We start from the raw sequence: 20988 nt of genomic DNA on the forward strand, positions 1-20988 counted from the left end.
TAAAGGATCCTGTGACTTGCGTTTTCTATTGCTATCTACTTAACAATTTTATAATAAATTTTTGCTGTTAAAATAAATACTATGCCATAAATAACTGCAAAAATACTTATAGTTGCTATAGTACACAATCTAAATAATGGCATATTGGTTAAATTTAACAGCGCTAATAATTTAGTTATTATAGGAAATGCAAAAACAATATGGATTGCTGTAAAAATAATAGGCAAGAAAAATATAATTAGTATCTGACTGCTTATTGTTTTCTTTATCTCAACTTTACTCATTCCAATCTTTTGCATTATCTCAAAACGTTCTTTATCTTCATACCCCTCAGATATCTGCTTATAATATATTATTAATACTGTTGCCATTAAAAATAATGAGCCTAAGAAAAGTCCTAAGAATAATAAACTTCCAAAAAGAGCAAAGAAACTCTCCCTACTGTTAGCGACACTTTCAATAGTAACATTTATTCCTGACTCTATAAAACTTTGATTTGATCCATTGATAATCTTTAACATTTCTGAATCATTTCCATCAACATCAAAAGCAACATCATAGCTTTTCTTAAATTCTCCAAAAGAATCAATATCATTTAAGATCACTATATGTGTGTCTAGTATATCTGAAGGATTCTTTTTAGCAAATGTTAATGAATCTACCTCTTCTTTTATCTTAAAAGTCTTATCTCCAATGCTAATAACATCTTTCCCATAATTACTATTAATTGAAAAAAGAATAACTTCATTATCTTTAAGAATAATATTCTTTCCTTCTAGTCTATTATAATCTGAAATAGAAACTATGCTTAATGTAGATGTGTTAGGACTGTATTGATTATCATTCTTTAATTTAAAACTAGTATTTTCTTTTATAGATATAATAGAATTTGATGTATAATTAATTTTATTGCTAATATTAACTTTACTTTCCTTAATTTCACTCTCTACTATTTCATTTATTCTCTTTATTTTGTCTGTATTGATTTCTTTCGTACTTATAGTTACATCACTTGGAAACCTATATCTCAAAATATCTTCCATTCCAACATATAAAGAAACTGTAGTTGACAGTATCACAACCACCGCTGTACTTAATATGCAAATATTAGCAAGTCCAACTGCATTTTGCTTCATTCTATACATCATGCTAGATACAGAAATAAAATTTCTTGTTTTATAGTAAAACTTTTTATTTTTTCTAAGAAGCTTTAACATAACAATACTTCCTGCTGTAAAAAGTGCATATGTTCCTATCATAACTAAAATAACAGCAACAAAAAATAAATTTAGTGCAGAAATTGGATTTTTTACTGATAATGCTATTCCATACCCCGAGCTAAGCGCTATTAATCCTATAATTGCTATAACCCATTTAGTTTTAGGTTCCTTTTCCCCATGCTCTCCACCCTTTAAAAGTTCAATTGGTTTTGAGGTCTTAATTTGAATTAAATTAGTCATTAATGTCAAAATAAATATTCCTAAAAATACAAGTAAAGTTACTACTATTGATACTGTTGAAATTGAAAAACCAAAAGTTACATGGAAATTAAGTATCTTTAAAAATAATAAAAACATAAGTTTATTTAATATAATTCCTCCAATAATTCCTACCAAAAGGCTACTACCTGAAATTATTATACTTTCAAAAAATAATACTTTTGCAATATGTTTTTTTTCAAGACCTAATACATTATATAAGCCAAGTTCTTTTTTTCTCCGCTTTATCAAAAAGCTGTTTGTGTAAAAAAGGAATATAACTGAAAAAACACCTATTATTACTGTTCCTAAATTTAATATTGTTTTAAGATTTTGAGACCCAATTATCTCATCTAACCCCTTATTTATAGAGAATGAATGCATTATATAAAACATACTAATAGTACATATACAGGTTATTATATAGGGATAATAGGTTTTGCTATTATTCTTTATATTTGTTAGTGCTAACTTTTGATAAAACAATTTATTCATCCCCATTACCCCCATTAGTAATGACTGTTAATGTATTAGATATTTTCTCAAACATTTCTTCGTTAGACATTGCTCCTTTATAGATTTGATGAAATACCTCTCCATCTTTAATAAACAATACCCTACTTGCATGACTTGCTGCTTTTGTACTATGAGTTACCATTAATATTGTTTGCCCATCTTTATTTATCTCTGAAAACAATTTTAATAATTGATCTGTAGCTTTTGAATCTAATGCTCCTGTTGGTTCATCTGCTAAAATAAGTTTAGGTGAAGTAATAAGTGCCCTTGCAACAGCCGCTCTTTGCTTTTGTCCACCTGATACTTCATATGGATACTTTGATAATATATTTTCTATATTAAGCCTCTTTGCAATAGGTTCTAATCGTCCTTCCATTTCATCATATTTCTTTCTAGCTAAAACAAGTGGTAAAAATATATTATCCTTTAATGAAAATGTATCAAGTAAATTAAAATCTTGAAATACAAATCCTAAATTTTCTCTACGAAATACTGATATTTCACTTTCTTTTATATTTACTATATTTTTATCATTTAACATTACATTTCCACCAGTAGGCTTATCTAATGAAGCTAAGATATTAAGAAGCGTGGTTTTCCCCGAACCCGATTCCCCCATTATTGCAACATATTCACCTTTCTCCACTGAAAATGTCACATTACTTAACGCCTGTACCTGATTTCCTCCAAATCTAGTTGTATATACCTTCTTTAAATTATTTACTTCCAATAATGCCATATCACTTTCCTCCAATTCATATATTAACTATATTATTATTATAGAAAATAAGGAAATGTAAAACCATAATCCTGACTTACATTTCCTTGTTTAACCTTACACTTTTGTAAGGTCTTCCTATTCCATTATTATTTTTATAGAAGAAAGATTAATTTTCACTGTAGTTCCTTCATCAACTATAGATGTAATGGTTATACTATGCGAAAGCTTGTTTAATATCTTCTTGCAAAGATATAATCCAATTCCTGTTGCTTTTTTATCCATCCGTCCATTATATCCCGTAAAGCCTTTTTCAAATATCCTTGGCAAATCTTCTTGTTCAATACCTATTCCTGTATCTTCAATTACTAATGTCTTTTCTTCAAGACTATCCATATATATTGATATTTTCCCTTTCTTTGTGTACTTCAATGAGTTTGATAAAATTTGTTCAATTACAAAAACTAACCACTTTTCATCGCTTAATACACTACAGTTCATTTCATTAAACTCCACCGCTATGCCCTTTTTAATAAATATATGTGCATACTTTCTTATTGCTTGCCTTATAATTTTCGATAAATCATAATTCTGAAATACTAAATCTGAAGATGAACTTTCAATTCTTAAATATCCTAATACCATGTCCACATACTGATCAATCTTAAAAAGTTCTGTTAATAATTCTTTATTTTGCTTATTTTGCTCAAATTGTAATAATAATTTCATTGCAGCAATCGGTGTTTTAATCTGGTGCGCCCACAATGTATAATAATCTATCATCTCTGTTTGTTTTATATCTGACTTCAAAGCTATTTCTTGCTTTTGATTATATAACTCAAATAATATATTCTGATAGTATGCTTCTATAGTACCATTAGCTATTGGTACTTTTTCTAAATCTACAGAAATTTGATTTTTAATATTATACAAATCACTATATTTTTTATAATATTTAATAAAATCATAAAAAGAAAATATTATTCCAAGACAACTAACCAGAAGAAAAGCGTATACTATAGGCTCAATATCTATTGAATATAAGAAAAATATAGTTACATAAATAGCACTAAAAATAATATATTTAATTATCGATTTAATATGATCTTTAACGTATAACAACATTACCTTTAATAAATATTTTAAACTCATATTATTCCACCATATATCCTATGCCTTTTTTCGTTTTAACAAGATCAATAATACTAATATCACTAAGCCTTTTTCTTAAACGAGTAACATTCACTGTCAAAGTGTTATCATCAATATAACTATCACTTTCCCACAGTTTTTCCATAATAGTATCACGAGACACCACTCTACCAATATTTTCAAATAAAACCTGTATTATCTTAAATTCATTCTTTGTAAGCTCAATCTTAACGTCTTTATATTCAATGGTAGTGTCATTAAGGTTTAATACTATTCCTCTATGTTCAATTACATTCATTTGTCCTCCAAAAGAATATGTCCTTCTCATCAATGCCTGGACTTTAGCCACAATAACATTTAAATCAAAAGGCTTTGCAATAAAATCGTCCCCCCCCATATTCATAGCCATAACAATGTTCATATTATCACTCATAGAAGAAATAAAAATTATAGGCACCTTGGATATTTTACGAATTTCATTGCACCAATGATATCCATTAAAAAATGGCAAAGATATATCCAATAGTACAAGTTGTGGATTAAATTCAATAAATCCCTTCTTAACATCTTTAAAATCAGTTATACATCCCACTTCATAATTCCATTGACACAAAAAGTTTTCAAGTCCTTTTGCAATTATCATATCATCTTCAACTATTAAAATCTTATACATACCAACCTCATATCCCTTCTTTATATTTAAATTCATAATTTATTATACTATATCCCATGTTCTATACACTAATATGTATGTACTTTTGAAATGCATTAATATATTCAGGAATCGATCTAAATTAATCAAAAACTTTAAAAGAAATGTTAGCGCCACTCCAGTTATTTGTATAAAATTCTTGAATATCAAAGCAAAAATGCCGCATATTCATTTGAATAATACTACATTTTTACAAGTTATTATTTTTTAACTCTCTATATTTAATCCTAATATTATCATTTACACTTTTATTTCAAATCCATATTCACACAACACAAAATCGTCTATTCTTACTTCATAGCTTCCATCCTACAAATTAGAGTTTATAGAGTTCTACAATCATCATTTAGTATTATGAATATATTAATAATATCCTTTTTCATTATTAAAGAACAAAATCGCTTCACCCTCTTTATATTGTTTGTTCATTGCTTCTGTTTCTAAGTATGTCATAAATATAGTTTCAACAGGTACTGTTCTTTTCAAAATATACCCATTTTTATTATTGCTAGTTTTATCTAAATCAGCAAATGATAGAGCAACATCTAAACTAAACGTCCATGATGTAAGAGATTTTTCATAGTAATTCATCCAATTTCCCTCAGTAGACATTCCCCTATATAATATTACCTCATCAATATTTAGCAGCTTAAAATAAGCTCGTAAATAAGCAATACGATTAATTATATAGTCTATAATTCTGTCCTTGCCTCCTACATTGTTAAATATTTCATTTTGTCTTAATATCTTATTTTTATAACTCACAATTCCTAGTTCTGCAAGTATAATCTTGATGCCCTTAATCCATTCCAAATTTGGATTCAAAACAATTTCACTTGTTGTTTTTTCTTCTATACAATCTAATCCTATTGACTCCATATACCGTTTTATATCTTTAATAAGAAATTCATTTCCCTCTTTAGCATTTAAGTCTATGGTCTGTCCATTTATTACATTACTTAAGTTATTTTTAAGCCAATTAATAATATTATTTTCAGCAATAGCTATCTTTTCTTCTGTTATTGCTTTATTTTCTTTACTTGCTTCAATGGTTAATAGTTTATTAAACTGTTTAACTTTTTTAGTTATACGCTCTATATCTTTACTTTCTAACTCTCTAGAGTTCTTTAAAACCTGAAATAGATTTATATCTTCAGCAGGCAAGTCCCAATAGTTACCTTTGTCTTCAAAGTCTGTAATTCTCCATCTAAACATTGCTATTTCTTCAAAATATTCTTCTATGTAACCTGGTGTTCTTCTCCCATCTAATAGCCTACACTGATTACTATTAACGATATGTTTAATTTCCCCCTGTACAAATTCATCATCTGATAAAGCGGTTGTGCTAAATTGATGAACTCCCATATATTCATCCCCTTTTTATGACCTTATTGACTATCTAAAAATCTAAAGAATAAATTCCTATTTATCGCTCACGATATAGTACTATATTGATTTGGCAATGAACACTATCTGGTTCTTCTAATTTTTTATAATATAGCCTTATTGAAGACTTAAAAAACTTTTTGAATATCTTTATTTAAATTATCATGTGTAAGAATATTATACCATTATATGCTATTTTTACAATTAACTAACCTAGCATAATAAGTAGTGGTACCGTCAAAAATTGCTTAGTGTTATAAATCTACATTTTACTGATTCTATCCCCCATACAAAACTATACTATAGAAGATTTTCACTTTACCACAAAAAATCCATGGTGAAATTTCCACCATGGATTTATTTGTTTGCATATGTTTTGAATGATTGTTGAAATTGACCTTCAGTAAATCAATGTTCCGAAACGGTTTAGCCAAGATAATATGAATTCCTTATCAACTTTAGTCTAAAACTGTATTATTTTACACCTTTAGCTTTTAGTTTCTCAAGCATATCTATGGTCATTTTAGCAAGATCGTACTCTGCTTTAAATCCCCACTCTTCTGTTGCTGCAGTTGGATCGATTGAATCTGGCCAAGTGTTAGCAATTCCTTGTCTTACTGGATCTACGTTATAAGACATTTCGAATGTTGGAATATGTTTTTTGATTTCTTCTGCTATTTCTTCTGGTTTGAAACTCATAGCAGTTATATTAAATGCATTTCTATGAACTAATTTACTTGGATCTGCTTCCATTAAAGTAATTATTGCATTTATAGCATCTGGCATATACATCATATCCATGTAAGTTCCTTCACCTATGAATGAAGTATATTTACCTGATTTTAATGCTTCATAATATATATCTACAGCATAATCAGTAGTTCCACCACCTGGTAGTGCAACATAAGAAATAAGTCCTGGGAATCTTACTCCTCTTGTATCAACTCCAAATTTAGTATGGTAATAATCACATAATAACTCTCCTGAAACCTTAGTTACACCATACATAGTGTTTGGTCTTTGGATAGTATCTTGAGGAGTGCCTACTTTTGGTGTAGATGGACCAAATGCCCCTATTGAACTTGGAGTAAAGAATTTACAACCTAATTCTCTAGCAACTTCTAATGCATTAACAAGTCCACCCATGTTTAATGACCATGCAAGTTGTGGTTTTGCTTCTGCTACCGCTGATAATAATGCTGCAAGATGAATTATAGTATCTACTTCATATTTTTTAGCTATTGATAAGAAAGCATCATAATCTGTAACATCAAGAGTTTCAAATATTCCACCCTCAACAACCGCATTTCCTTCTGGTCTTCTTAAATCTGTAGCTACAACATTGTCTACACCATAAACTTCTCTCATCTTTGTTACAAGTTCCGTACCAATTTGTCCTAAACATCCAGTTACTATTATTCTTTTCATCTTTAATTCTCCCCATTTCATCTTATTTAATATTATTTAAAATGATATACCTAATATCTACGAGTCTTATATTTCTTTTTTTAGACTGTATACTGTCTTACAGATTTTCAGATAACGTTTTCTTAAATTTGGTGAGAGTAAAAACTCCCACCAAATATTAAAATCTATTTATCTTATCTATTTTATTAACCCCATATCTCTTCCAACTTTTGCATATTTAGCAATAGCTTCATCTAACATTTCTTTTGTATGTGCTGCTGATGGCATATTTCTAACTCTTGCTGTCCCTAGTGGAACTGTTGGGAATACTATTGATTTAGCATATACACCCTCTTCAAATAGTCTTCTACTAAATTCTTGTGCTTTTGCAGCATCACCTATTATACATGGAGTTATTGGAGTTTCACTATGTCCAATATCAAATCCTAATTCCTGTAATCCTTTTTTAAGATAGTTTCCATTCTCCCATACTTTATCATGAAGTTCAGTACTCTCTGTTAATATTCTTACAGCTTCAATACAAGCCCCTGCTGATGCTGGAGTTAATGAAGTTGAGAATAGGAATGGTCTACCTCTAACTTTTAACCAGTCGATAAGATCACTAGTTCCTGCAACATATCCTCCAACTACACCGATAGCTTTAGAAAGTGTTCCTATTTGGAAATCTATTTTATGTGATAGTCCAAAGTGATGAACTGTTCCAGCACCTTTACCAAGTACTCCTGAACCGTGAGCATCATCAACATAAGTTATTAAGTCAAATTCTTCTGCAATTTCTACAATCTCAGGAAGTTTTGCAATATCTCCATCCATTGAGAATACTCCATCTGTAATTACCATTATTTTTTCATATAATCCAGACTCTTTAGCTTCTTTTGCTTTATTTCTTAAATCTTCCATATCAGAGTGCTCAACTCTTATGATTTTAGCTCCTGATAATCTACATCCATCAATGATTGATGCATGGTTTAATGAATCTGAAAGTATTGCATCTTTTTTATTCATTACAGCAGATATTGCTGCCATATTACAGTTGAATCCTGATTGGAAAGCTATTGCAGATTCAGTGTGTTTAAACTCTGCTAATCTCTTCTCAAGTTCTATATGTATGTCAAGAGTTCCATTGATTGTTCTAACAGCACCTGCTCCTACCCCATATTTTTCAGTAGCTTTTAATGAAGCTTCTATCATTCTTTTATCTGTAGCAAGTCCTAAATAGTTATTTGAAGAAAGGTTCACAAGTTTCTTTCCATCCACTTCAATGATTGGTCCATTTTGCCCCGTAATAACATTGATTTCATTATAAAGTCCCTTGCTTTTAAGGTCCTCTAAATTCACTTTAAGAAAATTTTCTAATGATTTACTTCCCATATGATTACCTCCACCTTAATTATATATTAATTTAAATTAACAACATACAAATGAATATTTATAATGTATGTTAGTTTATTTATACTCCAAAATAACATCTTTTTCAATGACATTTACATCCTTTTACTTAAAAAAATTTCTTTTTTATACCATAAACTAACATGACACATGTTTAACTTACTTATATAGCCCTCTATAATCTTCTGGCAAAAGTGCTGCTATAGATTTCATTACCTCAGTCATAGCTCTATCATTATAATCATTTTTATCTTCGTCTTTAAATTTTGATGGCATTGAAATTACGTCTCCAAATTTCACTGTTACTTTTGCTGACTTAAAATTTTCTTCTCCCATATCCTTATCATTTATTGGCAAAAAATCCTCTGTTCCAGTAATCCCAATGGGAACGATATTTGCCTTCGATAACTTGGCTATAAGTAAAAGGCCTTTTTTACCCTCTATCATTTTTCCTGTTCTGCTTCTTGTTCCTTCTGGGAACATCATTATATTTTCTCCAGCCTTAAGTCTTTGTATTATCTTACTTATTGCTTCCTTATCCGCTGAGTTAGGTTTTATTGATATAGTTTTAACAAATTTAAATCCATTTTTCGTAAAGTCATTGTCGGAAAGTTTTACTCCGGCTATAAATGTAGGATCCTTTTCTTTAAGTACTTCATTAAGTATAAGTCCATCTGCATTACTTAAATGGTTGCAAATAAATATTATAGGACCATTTATATCCTTAATTTTATCATACCCTTCAACTTTTAGATTTGCATATTTTTTTATAGCTGATTTAACATAATTCCTTACTAATTTTGCTGAAAGATTTTTCGGTAGTTTATCTACTATTTTCATTAACATTTCCTTTTTCATATAACTCTCCCTTCTAAAACTAAACGCATTAATAATCATCCTTTAGTTTACTTAAATTTATTGTTTAAATAACATGTCATAGTATTCTTTTATATAAGGTGATTTAATCACCTCTTTAATTTCATCTTTATCATCATTATACATGAAATAATAATTAATAAGTCCATTTCTTATTAATAAATTCTTACCTCTCCACCCACAAGAGTGATTTGAATATATCTCCTTAAACCCTTTATTATCTAGCTTTATAAGGCTTAACAAGTCAACTTCTTTCATATATTTCATAGGAATAAACTCTTGTATCCATGATATATCTATATCTTTATTGTGTGGACATATCTTCTGACACGCATCACACCCAAATATGTTTCCCTCAATCATAGGTAATTCAATTAATTCTAAATGCTTTTTCTGTGTTAAATAAGAAACACAGCAGCTTGAATTAAAGCTTTTCACATCATCTATTATAACATTTGTTGGACATTTTTTCACACACAAATTACAGCCCATACATCCATACCCCTTAGGTTCATCAACCTTTAATTTAAGATTTGTAATTATTTCCCCCAAAAATACATATGAACCATACTTTTCTGTAATTAATGTGTTATTTTTACCTATAAATCCGATTCCACTCTTAGCAGCTATATATCTCTCTGGTAAAGGATTGCTATCTACAAAACTTTCAGCCCTGCCACCTATAGTTTCTATAAACTCACATATTTTTTTCAAATACCCTTTGAGTACCTTATGATAATCAGTCCCCTTAGTATATAATGAAAATCCATGTTCACTATCGCCTTCTCCATGATAGTATGGAAATGCAATAGATATTATGGTTTCTCCATCTGTCATTAAAAGCTTTGGATTAAGCTTCTTCTCTATGTCCTGCTCCTCAAATTCATTGAAAAGTTTATTTTCTTCACGATACCTAAAAAAATCTTCTAGCTCTTCAAATCTTCTACACTCCGTAAATCCAATAATATCTATACCAAGCTCTTTAGTAAATTTTATTATCTTTTCCTTAGCATCCATGTTCTCTCCAATATTCTATAGCATACTTTCCTGCAATTCTTCCCTGATTCATTACATTTTCAACTGAATTATATCCAGTAATTACTGTGCCGCAAGCAAAAATTCCTGGTATAGAAGTCTCCATATACTCTGAGGCAATGATTCCGCTATTTTCGTCATTTATCTGTATTCCCATTTTTTTTGCTATTACGGTATCAGGTTTTAAATTCATACATAAAACTAGGGTGTCGCACTCCATATATTTACAAGTCCCCTCAATCACATTGTAATCATCATCTATGTGTACAATGTCAACTCCGCTTACTCTAGATGTACCATATATCTTAACTACTCTATGTTTGAATAAAACTGGAATATTAAAGTCCTGTATATAATAACTAGATTGCTCATTTATAGCTCTCACTTTATTATTAGTTTCAATCATACTATTTACTGTAGCCCCTTCTAATATTAAGGTTTTGGCTGCTAATACACCTATATCATCAGAGCCTAGTATGATACATTTTTTTCCAGGCATTACACCCTTTTTATTAATATATCTCAGTGTTGAATAAGCTGTTGTTATGCCCTCTTTACCATATCCTAATATGTTTTTATATCCAAATGGTATTTCTCTTGAACCCATGGCAAGTATTATTACTTTTCCCTCTATTGTAGTTATCCCTTCATCACTATTAACTAAAGTAACATTTTTACTTTTTTCAATTTCCAAAACCGTAGTTTCGCACTTAATAATTATGCCTAAGCTTTGAGCCTCTTTAATCAATTTAGAAATTAATTCTGGTATAGTTAGATTTTCTTTTATATTTTTATAATAAAACCCTGTATGAACACAACAATTTATTGCTCCCCCTGGTTCTTCTTCTCTTTCAATTATTATTACATCCTGAGCACCTCTAATTTTAGCTTCTATAGCCGCTGTAAGACCACTTACACCTGCTCCTATGACTACTAAATCAAAAACTTTCATAAAAAACCTCCTAAAACATTATCTAATAGCTAATACATCAAATATCTTTTAGCCTAATGCTTTTTACAACTAATTATACTATTTTTTTAACTATTTATCATTATCTTCTGAGCCTTATCCCTCTATTCAAAAAAAATACTACACTAAAACTAAATATAACAACTATAGCCATAAGTATATTTGCTTGAAGTTTATTTCCACTTTCTACTGCAAAATATATAGCTATAGGTATTGTTTGTGTTTTCCCTGGTATGTTTCCAGCAACCATAAGTGTTGCACCAAATTCACCTAAAGCCCTTGTAAATGATAGTATGACACCGCTAACAATTCCCTCAATCGCAAGGGGTATTATTATGTAATAAAATATGCTACTATCCTTAGCTCCAAGGGACTTTGCAGATTCTATATATGCTATGTCTATGTCTAAAAATGCAGCCTTAGTACTTTGATACATAAGGGGGAGTGCAACAATTGCTCCCCCAATAGCCGCGCCTAACCATGTAAATACTAAAGTATTCCCAAACAAAGCCGTAGTTATTTTTCCTCCCAATCCATTTTTCCCTATAAAAAGCAATAATCCATAACCAACAACAGTAGGTGGTAAACACATAGGCAAAAGTATAAGAGTCTCTAAAAAAGCTTTTCCCTTAAAATTATATCGAGTAAATATAAATGCTAAAGCAATCCCTAATATAAATACTATTATAGTAGCTACCAGTGCTACTTTTAAGGAAATAATAACTGGACTTAATATCACATTCTTCATATCAAAACCACCTTATTAATCCAGTTTAAAACCATATTGTTTTAATATTTCTTTACCCTCATTACTACCTAAGAAATCAAGAAATTTAACACTTTCATCTTTTTCTTTAGATGCTCCTATTAATCCACCTGGATATATTATAGTCTTATGACTTGAGTTATCAAAAGTAACAACTATTGATGATTCTTTTATATGCATTGCATCTGATTTATAAATTATCCCACAAACAGCATCTCCACTCTCAACATAGCTTACAACTTGCTTAACATCTTTAGCATAAACTATTTTATCTTGAATCTTGTCCCATTGATTGTAATAATTCAAAGCTTCCTCTGCATATTGTCCTACTGGAACTGATCCAGCTTCGCCTAACGCTATATACCCTTCTAATTTCTCTAAATCATTTATATCTGTTATCTTATCCTTATATTCATTGTTCACTATAAGCACAAGTTCATTTTCTACTATAGTCTTTTTGCTACCTTCTACTATTAAGTTTTTTTCCTCAAGGGCTTTGAATTGCTTTTCTCCCGCTGATATAAATATATCTACTGATGCTCCCTCTTCTATTTGCTTTTGCAGTGACCCTGAAGCTCCGAAGTTAAAAGTTAAAATAATATTATTATCTTTCTCATAAACGGTCTTTATATCTTTCATAACTTCCTCAAGACTTGCTGCAGCAGAAATTATAATTTCTTGTTTTTTATTATTTTTATCACTGTCTACCCTGTCGCACCCGGTAAGAACAATACCTATTAACAATATAACCATTAAATATTTTAATTTTTTCAACTAATCTCCTCCAACTCTAAAATATATACTCTAATTTAAAATTTAAAAATAAGGATAAAACCCCTAATGGATTTTTTTGAAAAATAAATGTACAAATTAAATTAGATATATATATATTATACTCAACTTATATATTTCCTTTTTTTACAATAATTATTTATATAATAAAGAATTATATGTATAATGAATTTAAGCAGTAATATAATTCTAATTATCTTATGGTTTAATATATCCATATTAAAAGGAGCTGATTAAATTATGAAATGCCCGTATTGTAACAATGAAATGGATATAGGTAATATTGAATGTGATGGACGAGGTGGTTTATTATGGTCTGATTCCTACCATAAGCGAAGTCTCTTATCAAAATTTATGGGAACGGATTGTATAATTTTAGCTGAGGCAGCTATTTTCGGTAACACTACCCATTTGGCTCACAGTTGTATCAAATGCAAAAAAATAATTATTGATATTTAACCTACAAAAAATTATATGGAGTTGATAGTCATATTAAACTATCAACTCCATATCTATACTACTATATTCATTCTAGAGATGAGTTCTTTTTCCCTTTAAAGATAATAATTAATCACACTCATACACGGCAATATGATTATTTCCTTCTACTTTAAAAATCTTTTCAACATCCTCTGTTATCATGTCATTTATGTCCTTATCTATAGTAAACATAACTCCAATTCCACAATTGGAACTAAGCTTTCTTGGTATCGGCATAGTTTCACTACTTATTCCAACTGAGTTTAAGTACCTATGATACTTTATTGCTCCTGAGTGCGTAAAGAAAACAACAATATACTGCATACTATTTTTTCGCCTCTACTGAGAAATCTTCACCCACTTCTTTTACTATTACCTTAAATCCAGCATTCTTAATGAATCTTGAAACATTTTCTTTAGCTACATTATTATCAACTAGTATTTCAAATCCATCCTTATTTTCCCCTAATGCTTTTTTAGCCATTAATACTGGTTGAGGACAACTCATACCTCTTGCATCTATTTTAACCAATAGAAACACCATCCTTACTTTCTGTTTTATTCTTACCTATACTAAATGCCTTGTTAACACATAAATATGAAACTCCAAGTAAAATTACTATTCCAATAACTACAGCGATTTTACCATTTCCAGTAGGACCTTCTCCTGATGATGCAAGTCCAAAGTTATGTGCAAATGCTGCTCCTACCACCATTCCCATTACAGTTATAGCTGAATCTGCATTTCCTTCTCCCGATAATACTAATTGTCTTAATGGACATCCCCCTAAAAGGACTGACCCCCATCCTGCAACAACCATCCCCATGAAATTCCATACAGCATCATTGTGAGCTATAGGTTGACCTTTGAACCCTAGCTTAAAGAATTCTGGCCCTAATATTATATTACCTATTAATGTAACTACAAATATAGATATAAATCCCCACATTAAATAAGTATCTTTAAACATTATTGCATCTCTAATTCCTCCAACCATACAAAGTCTAGTTTTTTGAGATACAATCCCGATAATAAGCCCTGCCCCTAACGCCATCCATATTGGAGCATGCATAGAACCTGGACCTTTTTCACTGAAAAATATAAATGCTGGTGCAGATATAAGTAATACTAATAACATTACTGCTATAACCGGCATAGCATATCCTTCTACCATCGTTTGAGTATAGTTTCTTTTTAAACTAAATCCTCTATTTAAAAATTGAATTCCTATGAATATCCCTGCAGCAAATCCAAGTAACCCTATAACTGCATTTAAATCTCCACCTGCAATCCTTAGCACCATTCTAAGTGGACATCCAAGGAATACTAACGCTCCTATCATAACTATAGCTCCAAGAATAAATCTTAGGAATGGTGATGAACCACCCTTAACCTTAAACTCCTTTGTAAATATTGCTATTATAAATGCTCCTAAAATAATTCCTATAACTTCTGGTCTAATATATTGAACAACTTCTGCTCTATGTAATCCTACTGCGCCTGCTGTATCTCTTAAAAAACAAGCTATACAAGCTCCCATATTTTTAGGATTTCCAAAGTAAACTAGAAGTACAGACATTAATCCAATAATTCCACCAGCAAAAATGATACCTCTTTTCTCCCTCATCTCTTTACTACCCCCTACATATTTGTTAATATTTAATTACACGTCCAGTTTACCATATGTTGCTATATTTATTAAATTTTAATTTCAAATACATATTACTACATCTATTTGTTATTCAAATGAATATTTCGCTTTAAAAATATAGTATGGTGAATTTATATATAAGGAGGCTAATTATGAAAAAAGTATATTTAGATAATGGTGCAACCTCTTTTCCAAAACCCACGGAAGTAATAGAATCTATGACCAATTATATAGTTGGTATTGGTGGAAACGTTAATCGTGGTAGTTATGACAGCTCTTTTGATGCTGAAAATACAATATACGAAACTCGTGAACTTTTATGCGAACTATTTAATTTCTCCAAACCTGAAAATGTGATTTTCACTAGAAACATTACCGAGAGCTTAAATGTAGTGTTAAAGGGACTTCTAAAGAGAAATGATCATGTCATTGTTTCATCCATGGAACATAATGCAGTTATGAGACCTCTTAATTCTCTAAAAAACAAGGGTGTAAAATACTCTATAGTACCCTGTGATAAGGATGGTAATCTTAATGCAGCTGATATACATAAGTACATACAGCATAATACTAAGGCTATAATAATGACCCATAGTTCTAATGTGTGTGGAACCATTCTACCCTTAGATGAAATAGGAAGCTTTTGCAGAAATCATAACTTACATTTTATTGTAGATACAGCACAGACAGCTGGATTTTTGCCAATCGATATGAAAAAAATGAATATAGATATATTATGTTTTACAGGTCATAAAAGTCTTCTAGGACCTCAAGGTATTGGTGGTTTTTTAATAAGTGATGCTCTAGCTAAGGTAACTTCTCCACTTATAGAAGGCGGTACAGGAAGTCTTTCTGAATACGAAATCCAACCAGAGTATATGCCCGATAAATTCGAAGGTGGAACTTTAAATATTCCTGGAATTTTTGGATTAAATGCTAGCCTTAAATTTCTGAAAGAAACTGGCGTTGAAAACATACGTGCTCATGAATGTTTTCTTACCCAAATATTTTTAGACAAACTTCAAGATATTAAGGGTTTAAATATTATCGGGAGCTTGTATGCTAAAAATAAAACTTCCGTAGTATCCATAGATTTCTTAAATATTGACAATGGTGAAGTAGCATATAAACTTTCAAAAAATTATGGAATTTCTGTAAGATGTGGACTTCACTGTGCTCCATCTGCCCATAAAACATTAGGAACTTTTCCTGATGGAACTGTAAGATTTAGCTTTGGAGCTTTCAACACGGAAGATGATGTTATTTATGCTATCGAATCTATAAAAGAAATTTTATCAAGTTATTTTTGATTTTACTAATTTAACAAATTCTTAACCTAATTATCATTGTAATTATCCTTATATTAATCTATAATTCATATAAAGATAAGATAGTTCTTATTAAAAGGGAGTAGTAATAAATATAACATCAACAACAACGGTTTTAAAACCTGGTGTTATTGCCTTTTGGGTTACAAGACTTTTAATATAGTTTTTAGATAAAAATTATATTAAGGGTCTCTTTTTATGTATATTTCATAGCAATATATGTAAAAAATATATTGCTATGACAAATTTTTATATTGAGGTGTATTATGGATGTATTAAATGATTTTCTAAATTTAGTAATTACTACTATACAAAGTTTTGGTTATACTGGTGTATTTCTAGCAGTTGTTTTAGAATATGCTTGTCTCCCATTACCAAGTGAAGTATTACTTCCCTTCATCGGATTTTTAGCTTCTAGTGGAAATTTCAGCTTTCCAGGAGTTATTGTAATTAGTACTCTAGCTGGCTTAATCGGTTCAACAATTTGTTACCTTATTGGCTACTTCGGAGGTTCGCCTATCATTAATTGGCTATGCAATAAATCCTCTGGAGCAAAACGAAGTTTTGACAAACTAGACACATTTATAGCAAAGTATGGTAAGACTGCCGTTTTTATAACTAGATTATTTCCTTTGACTAGAACCTATATTTCATTGGCTGTAGGCGCTGTAAAAATGAGATACTCCCAATTTATTTTATATTCCTTTGGAGGCATAGTAATTTGGAATACAATACTTATCTCTCTAGGTTATTATCTCGGCGAAAATACAGATCTCATAAAAAAAATCTTATCAAATTACTCAATTGTAGCTATAACGCTGTTAATCTTAGTAATATTAATAGTATTATATAAACTAATCAAAAGAAAAAAGAAGTGTTAAAAACTTTAGGAGGAAAAACTATGGATAAATTTTTTTCTAAATCATCTACGGAAGTATTAAAAAACTTTAATGTTTCTAAAGAAGGTTTGAATGATACCCAAACAAAAGAAAACTTAAGTAAGTATGGTTATAACCAACTTTCTGAAAAGAAAAAGAAAGGTGTTATCGAAGTATTTATAAGTCAATTTAAAGACTTATTAGTATGCATCCTAATAGCTGCTGCCGTTATATCTATGATGACAGGTAATGTCGAAAGTACTTTAGTTATATTTTCTGTTATTATTCTTAATGCATTACTTGGAACCATACAACACTTTAAAGCTGAGCAATCATTAGCTAGCTTAAAAGCACTATCCTCACCCTCTGCTAAGATATTTAGAAATGGTGTAAAGGTTGAATTAAATTCCAATGAAGTTGTCCCTGGCGATATATTAGTTTTAGAGTCCGGAGATTTAGTTGCCGCAGATGGAAGGATTATTGAAAACTTCTCTCTACAGGTAAATGAAAGCTCTCTAACTGGAGAATCAGAAAGTGTTACTAAAACTAGTGATATTATAATAAAAAATGAACTTGCTCTAGGTGATCAAAAAAACATGGTATTCTCAGGCTCCCTTGTAACCTACGGTAGAGCGTTAGTTGTTGTAACGAATACTGGTATGGGCACAGAAATAGGAAAGATAGCCCATCTAATGGATGAAACCCAAGAAAAGAAAACTCCACTTCAAACTAATTTAGATGACTTTAGTAAAAAACTTGCAATAGCTATTCTTGGCGTTTGTGTCCTTGTATTTGGACTTAGCCTATATAGAGGAACTCCAATGCTTGATTCCTTAATGTTTGCAGTTGCCCTAGCTGTAGCCGCTATTCCTGAGGCTTTAAGCTCTATTGTTACAATAGTTCTTGCCCTAGGAACACAAAAAATGGCTAAGCAAAATGCTATTATTAAAAAACTTAAAGCAGTTGAAGGGTTAGGATCTGTATCCATTATCTGTTCTGATAAAACTGGTACTCTAACTCAAAATAAAATGACAACAAAAAAAGTTTATGTAGATAATAAGTTAATTGATGGTGAATCCTTAAACCTAAACAATTCCCCAGAAAACTATTTACTTAATAGCTCTATACTTTGTAATGACTCTACATCTTCTGCTGGAAAAGAAATTGGTGATCCAACTGAAGTTGCTCTTGTTAATTTAAGTCATAAGTTTTCTTTGGACGAACTCTCAGTTAGAACGAACTTTAAAAGAATAAGTGAATTACCTTTTGATTCTGATCGAAAGCTTATGAGTACTCTTCACCACTTTGATAATAAGTACCTAATGTTCACTAAAGGTGCCTTCGATGTGCTTTTAGATAGAGTTAAATATATTAAAACCTCTGAAGGTGTAAGAGAAATTTCGGCTAAAGATAAAGAAAATATAATTGAAACAAACAAAAATTTATCTGAAAACGGATTAAGAGTTCTAGCTTTTGCCTATAGAGAATTTGACACTGAAAAGAACCTCGTTATCGAAGATGAAGATAACTATACTTTTATTGGATTAATCTCAATGATAGACCCACCAAGAGAAGAATCAGCTACTGCTGTTGCTGACTGTATCACTGCTGGTATAAAACCAATAATGATTACTGGTGACCATAAAATAACTGCTTCTGCCATTGCAAAGCAAATCGGAATACTAAGAACTGGTGATTTAGCTATCGAAGGTTTAGAACTCGATAAAATGTCTGATGAAGAACTTAAAAATAATATAGAAAATATATCTGTTTATGCCAGAGTCTCACCTGAGCATAAAATAAGAATAGTTAACGCATGGCAAGAAAAAGGTCAAATAGTTGCCATGACAGGTGATGGAGTTAACGATGCCCCTGCACTTAAGCAATCAAACATTGGAATTGCTATGGGTATTACAGGTACTGAGGTTTCAAAGGATGCTGCATCAGTAATTCTTACGGATGATAACTTTGCTACCATAGTTAAAGCTGTAGCTAATGGAAGAAATATTTATAATAATATACAAAACTCCATTAAATTTCTTCTATCTGGTAATACCTCTGGTATCATTGCTGTGCTATATGCCACATTAATGGCTCTACCAATGCCATTTGCAGCTGTACACCTACTATTTATAAACTTACTTACAGATAGCTTACCAGCAATAGCAATAGGTATGGAGAAGTCTCGTCATAACTTATTAAAAGATAAGCCTCGTGATAGTCGTTCTTCATTACTTTCAAAAGACTTTATGATAGAAGTCGGTCTTGAAGGGTTAGTTATCGCTATCTTTACACTAACATCCTTCTACATAGGTCTAAAGGTTAATCCTGCTGTAGGTTCAACTATGGCATTTGCTACATTATGTCTATCTAGACTATTCCACGGCTTTAATTGCAGAGGTAAGAATTCTATATTTACTATAGGAATATTCTCTAATAGATATAGCTGGATGGCATTTGGTTTAGGATTAGTATTCTTGAACTCAGTACTATTCGTACCATTCCTACAAAACTTATTCGAAGTAGCTACTTTAACTGGTTCTCAAGTAGGATATATATATCTTCTATCATTCTTACCAACAGTAATTATCCAAATTACTAAGGTAATTATCGACACAGTTAACAATAAAAAAACTTCAATTTAATTTTAGAAAAACCTCCACTGAATTAATACTCAGTGGAGGTTTTATATTTTATAAAATATAAAAAAGTATATCTAAATAACTATCTTACCTTAGATATACTTACAAGAATAATAAGACACATAATATATCCTATTATTAGCACTATTCTTTTATATGACAAATCAAATTCTTCATACCTATAATATATATTTCCCTTATAGCATCTACTATTGATTCCATTTTTAATATCTTTCCACCTATTCAAGGTATTTACGAAAAGTAGTGAAGCAATAACTCCGGAATCTTTTACTTTAGCCTTAAATCCATTAAATCCACCTCTACAAATCATTGCTTTTCGTAGCATGTGAAATTCATCGTCTATAAGTATTAAAAATCTTTCCATAGACTTTCCTATATCAGAAATATCCTTAAGAAAGCTAACTTTAGACCCTAAGTAGAAAATATGATCCGTTGGCGTTGTAAGTGTTAAAAAACTCACTGTAATACCACCTGATACTGACTTTAAGATAAGAATTAATGTACTATACCATCCATAGTCAAATACAAAAGTTATTGATGAAATTAATGCAAATATAAAGGTTGCTTCTACAAAATGTTTTACCACATGTAATGGATTTTTATAAACAATATGAAGTCCAAGAAAAAATATTATATTTACTACCAATGGGTAGCACTTAGTACTAAAACTAAGTGCTATTATTGGTAGTATACATAAAAGGATTTTTTCTATTGGATGAATATTAGTTAGCTTACTTAGCTTTGAATACGCTAATATTGTTTTTAACAT

20 protein-coding genes are annotated in these 20988 nt (G+C 30.3%); 4 read left to right on the plus strand and 16 right to left on the minus strand.

The annotated features are described in order from the left end of the window. Positions 1 to 35: 35 nt before the first annotated feature. The 12 genes from RSA29_RS02335 to modA all read right to left on the minus strand — a co-directional run bounded on the left by RSA29_RS02335 (position 36) and on the right by modA (position 13200). Positions 36 to 1973 carry an ABC transporter permease gene (locus RSA29_RS02335; protein WP_346941536.1) on the minus strand — a complete coding sequence of 646 codons (1938 nt, stop codon included), beginning with the start codon at positions 1971 to 1973 and terminating at the stop codon, positions 36 to 38. Continuing rightward, complete coding sequence (locus tag RSA29_RS02340) at positions 1966 to 2733, minus strand: ABC transporter ATP-binding protein (RefSeq protein WP_346941535.1); 768 nt, start codon at positions 2731 to 2733, stop codon at positions 1966 to 1968. Before RSA29_RS02340 ends, RSA29_RS02335 begins: the two co-directional genes overlap by 8 nt. A gap of 117 nt (positions 2734 to 2850) precedes the next feature. Further along, positions 2851 to 3864, minus strand: a complete 1014-nt coding sequence (locus tag RSA29_RS02345) for a sensor histidine kinase (RefSeq protein WP_346941534.1) — start codon at positions 3862 to 3864, stop codon at positions 2851 to 2853. A 1-nt stretch (position 3865) separates the two neighbouring features. Continuing rightward, a complete protein-coding gene (locus RSA29_RS02350) occupies positions 3866 to 4537 on the minus strand; it encodes a response regulator transcription factor (protein ID WP_346941953.1) in 672 nt (223 codons plus the stop codon). A 402-nt stretch (positions 4538 to 4939) separates the two neighbouring features. After that, positions 4940 to 5941, minus strand: coding sequence for a hypothetical protein (locus tag RSA29_RS02355; protein ID WP_346941533.1), 1002 nt, complete (start codon positions 5939 to 5941; stop codon positions 4940 to 4942). A 495-nt stretch (positions 5942 to 6436) separates the two neighbouring features. Beyond that, the gene (locus RSA29_RS02360) at positions 6437 to 7390 is read right to left on the minus strand and encodes an L-threonine 3-dehydrogenase (RefSeq protein WP_346941532.1); all 954 of its coding nucleotides are present in this window, start codon (positions 7388 to 7390) and stop codon (positions 6437 to 6439) included. A 177-nt stretch (positions 7391 to 7567) separates the two neighbouring features. After that, positions 7568 to 8761 (minus strand): glycine C-acetyltransferase, encoded by a 1194-nt coding sequence (locus RSA29_RS02365; RefSeq protein WP_346941531.1) that lies wholly within the window; start codon positions 8759 to 8761, stop codon positions 7568 to 7570. A 177-nt stretch (positions 8762 to 8938) separates the two neighbouring features. Further along, complete coding sequence (locus RSA29_RS02370) at positions 8939 to 9637, minus strand: lysophospholipid acyltransferase family protein (protein ID WP_346933079.1); 699 nt, start codon at positions 9635 to 9637, stop codon at positions 8939 to 8941. A gap of 57 nt (positions 9638 to 9694) precedes the next feature. After that, the gene (gene queG / locus RSA29_RS02375; protein WP_346941530.1) at positions 9695 to 10672 is read right to left on the minus strand and encodes a tRNA epoxyqueuosine(34) reductase QueG; all 978 of its coding nucleotides are present in this window, start codon (positions 10670 to 10672) and stop codon (positions 9695 to 9697) included. Then, positions 10662 to 11642, minus strand: a complete 981-nt coding sequence (locus tag RSA29_RS02380; protein WP_346941529.1) for an NAD(P)/FAD-dependent oxidoreductase — start codon at positions 11640 to 11642, stop codon at positions 10662 to 10664. The genes queG and RSA29_RS02380 overlap by 11 nt, the downstream gene beginning before the upstream one ends. 100 nt (positions 11643 to 11742) lie before the next feature. Next, positions 11743 to 12399: a molybdate ABC transporter permease subunit gene (modB, locus tag RSA29_RS02385; RefSeq protein WP_346941952.1), complete on the minus strand. Its 657-nt coding sequence runs from the start codon at positions 12397 to 12399 to the stop codon at positions 11743 to 11745. Between the two features lie 24 nt (positions 12400 to 12423). Beyond that, on the minus strand, positions 12424 to 13200 hold the full coding sequence (modA, locus tag RSA29_RS02390; RefSeq protein WP_346941528.1) for a molybdate ABC transporter substrate-binding protein: 777 nt from the start codon (positions 13198 to 13200) through the stop codon (positions 12424 to 12426). 258 nt (positions 13201 to 13458) lie between these two features. On the opposite strand from modA, the gene RSA29_RS02395 reads away from it, so the two are divergent. Beyond that, positions 13459 to 13677: a PF20097 family protein gene (locus RSA29_RS02395; RefSeq protein ID WP_346933075.1), complete on the plus strand. Its 219-nt coding sequence runs from the start codon at positions 13459 to 13461 to the stop codon at positions 13675 to 13677. 108 nt (positions 13678 to 13785) lie between these two features. Here RSA29_RS02395 and RSA29_RS02400 read toward each other — a convergent pair whose 3' ends face one another. From RSA29_RS02400 to yedE, 3 genes are read right to left on the minus strand one after another with little or no spacing between them, the layout of a single operon-like run. Then, complete coding sequence (locus RSA29_RS02400) at positions 13786 to 14022, minus strand: DUF3343 domain-containing protein (protein ID WP_346941527.1); 237 nt, start codon at positions 14020 to 14022, stop codon at positions 13786 to 13788. Between the two features lies 1 nt (position 14023). Further along, positions 14024 to 14239: a sulfurtransferase TusA family protein gene (locus RSA29_RS02405; protein WP_346941951.1), complete on the minus strand. Its 216-nt coding sequence runs from the start codon at positions 14237 to 14239 to the stop codon at positions 14024 to 14026. Further along, entirely contained in the window at positions 14223 to 15326 is a 1104-nt protein-coding gene (gene yedE / locus RSA29_RS02410) for a YedE family putative selenium transporter (RefSeq protein ID WP_346941526.1), read from the minus strand. Before yedE ends, RSA29_RS02405 begins: the two co-directional genes overlap by 17 nt. A gap of 176 nt (positions 15327 to 15502) precedes the next feature. On the opposite strand from yedE, the gene RSA29_RS02415 reads away from it, so the two are divergent. The 3 genes from RSA29_RS02415 to RSA29_RS02425 all read left to right on the plus strand — a co-directional run bounded on the left by RSA29_RS02415 (position 15503) and on the right by RSA29_RS02425 (position 20201). Beyond that, a complete protein-coding gene (locus RSA29_RS02415; protein WP_346941525.1) occupies positions 15503 to 16660 on the plus strand; it encodes an aminotransferase class V-fold PLP-dependent enzyme in 1158 nt (385 codons plus the stop codon). Positions 16661 to 16944: 284 nt separating this feature from the next. Continuing rightward, positions 16945 to 17559: a DedA family protein gene (locus RSA29_RS02420; RefSeq protein WP_346941524.1), complete on the plus strand. Its 615-nt coding sequence runs from the start codon at positions 16945 to 16947 to the stop codon at positions 17557 to 17559. 20 nt (positions 17560 to 17579) lie between these two features. Further along, entirely contained in the window at positions 17580 to 20201 is a 2622-nt protein-coding gene (locus RSA29_RS02425; RefSeq protein ID WP_346941523.1) for a cation-translocating P-type ATPase, read from the plus strand. Positions 20202 to 20280: 79 nt separating this feature from the next. Here the strand turns inward: RSA29_RS02425 and RSA29_RS02430 are convergent, their stop codons facing one another. Next, positions 20281 to 20988, minus strand: coding sequence for a CbiQ family ECF transporter T component (locus tag RSA29_RS02430; protein ID WP_346941522.1), 708 nt, complete (start codon positions 20986 to 20988; stop codon positions 20281 to 20283).

It is taken from the genome of Clostridium sp., assembly GCF_036660475.1.
Classification (GTDB): Bacteria; Bacillota; Clostridia; order Clostridiales; family Clostridiaceae; genus Clostridium_J.

Coding starts and splice junctions, on each gene's coding strand:
- queG (WP_346941530.1), bottom strand. CDS start 10,672: ATGGATGCTAAGGAAAAGATAATAAAATTTACTAAAGAGCTTGGTATA.
- RSA29_RS02350 (WP_346941953.1), bottom strand. CDS start 4,537: ATGTATAAGATTTTAATAGTTGAAGATGATATGATAATTGCAAAAGGA.
- RSA29_RS02340 (WP_346941535.1), bottom strand. CDS start 2,733: ATGGCATTATTGGAAGTAAATAATTTAAAGAAGGTATATACAACTAGA.
- RSA29_RS02355 (WP_346941533.1), bottom strand. CDS start 5,941: ATGGGAGTTCATCAATTTAGCACAACCGCTTTATCAGATGATGAATTT.
- RSA29_RS02345 (WP_346941534.1), bottom strand. CDS start 3,864: ATGAGTTTAAAATATTTATTAAAGGTAATGTTGTTATACGTTAAAGAT.
- RSA29_RS02365 (WP_346941531.1), bottom strand. CDS start 8,761: ATGGGAAGTAAATCATTAGAAAATTTTCTTAAAGTGAATTTAGAGGAC.
- RSA29_RS02360 (WP_346941532.1), bottom strand. CDS start 7,390: ATGAAAAGAATAATAGTAACTGGATGTTTAGGACAAATTGGTACGGAA.
- RSA29_RS02400 (WP_346941527.1), bottom strand. CDS start 14,022: ATGCAGTATATTGTTGTTTTCTTTACGCACTCAGGAGCAATAAAGTAT.
- RSA29_RS02380 (WP_346941529.1), bottom strand. CDS start 11,642: ATGAAAGTTTTTGATTTAGTAGTCATAGGAGCAGGTGTAAGTGGTCTT.
- RSA29_RS02425 (WP_346941523.1), top strand. CDS start 17,580: ATGGATAAATTTTTTTCTAAATCATCTACGGAAGTATTAAAAAACTTT.
- yedE (WP_346941526.1), bottom strand. CDS start 15,326: ATGAGGGAGAAAAGAGGTATCATTTTTGCTGGTGGAATTATTGGATTA.
- RSA29_RS02420 (WP_346941524.1), top strand. CDS start 16,945: ATGGATGTATTAAATGATTTTCTAAATTTAGTAATTACTACTATACAA.
- RSA29_RS02370 (WP_346933079.1), bottom strand. CDS start 9,637: ATGAAAAAGGAAATGTTAATGAAAATAGTAGATAAACTACCGAAAAAT.
- RSA29_RS02395 (WP_346933075.1), top strand. CDS start 13,459: ATGAAATGCCCGTATTGTAACAATGAAATGGATATAGGTAATATTGAA.
- RSA29_RS02335 (WP_346941536.1), bottom strand. CDS start 1,973: ATGAATAAATTGTTTTATCAAAAGTTAGCACTAACAAATATAAAGAAT.
- RSA29_RS02430 (WP_346941522.1), bottom strand. CDS start 20,988: ATGTTAAAAACAATATTAGCGTATTCAAAGCTAAGTAAGCTAACTAAT.
- RSA29_RS02415 (WP_346941525.1), top strand. CDS start 15,503: ATGAAAAAAGTATATTTAGATAATGGTGCAACCTCTTTTCCAAAACCC.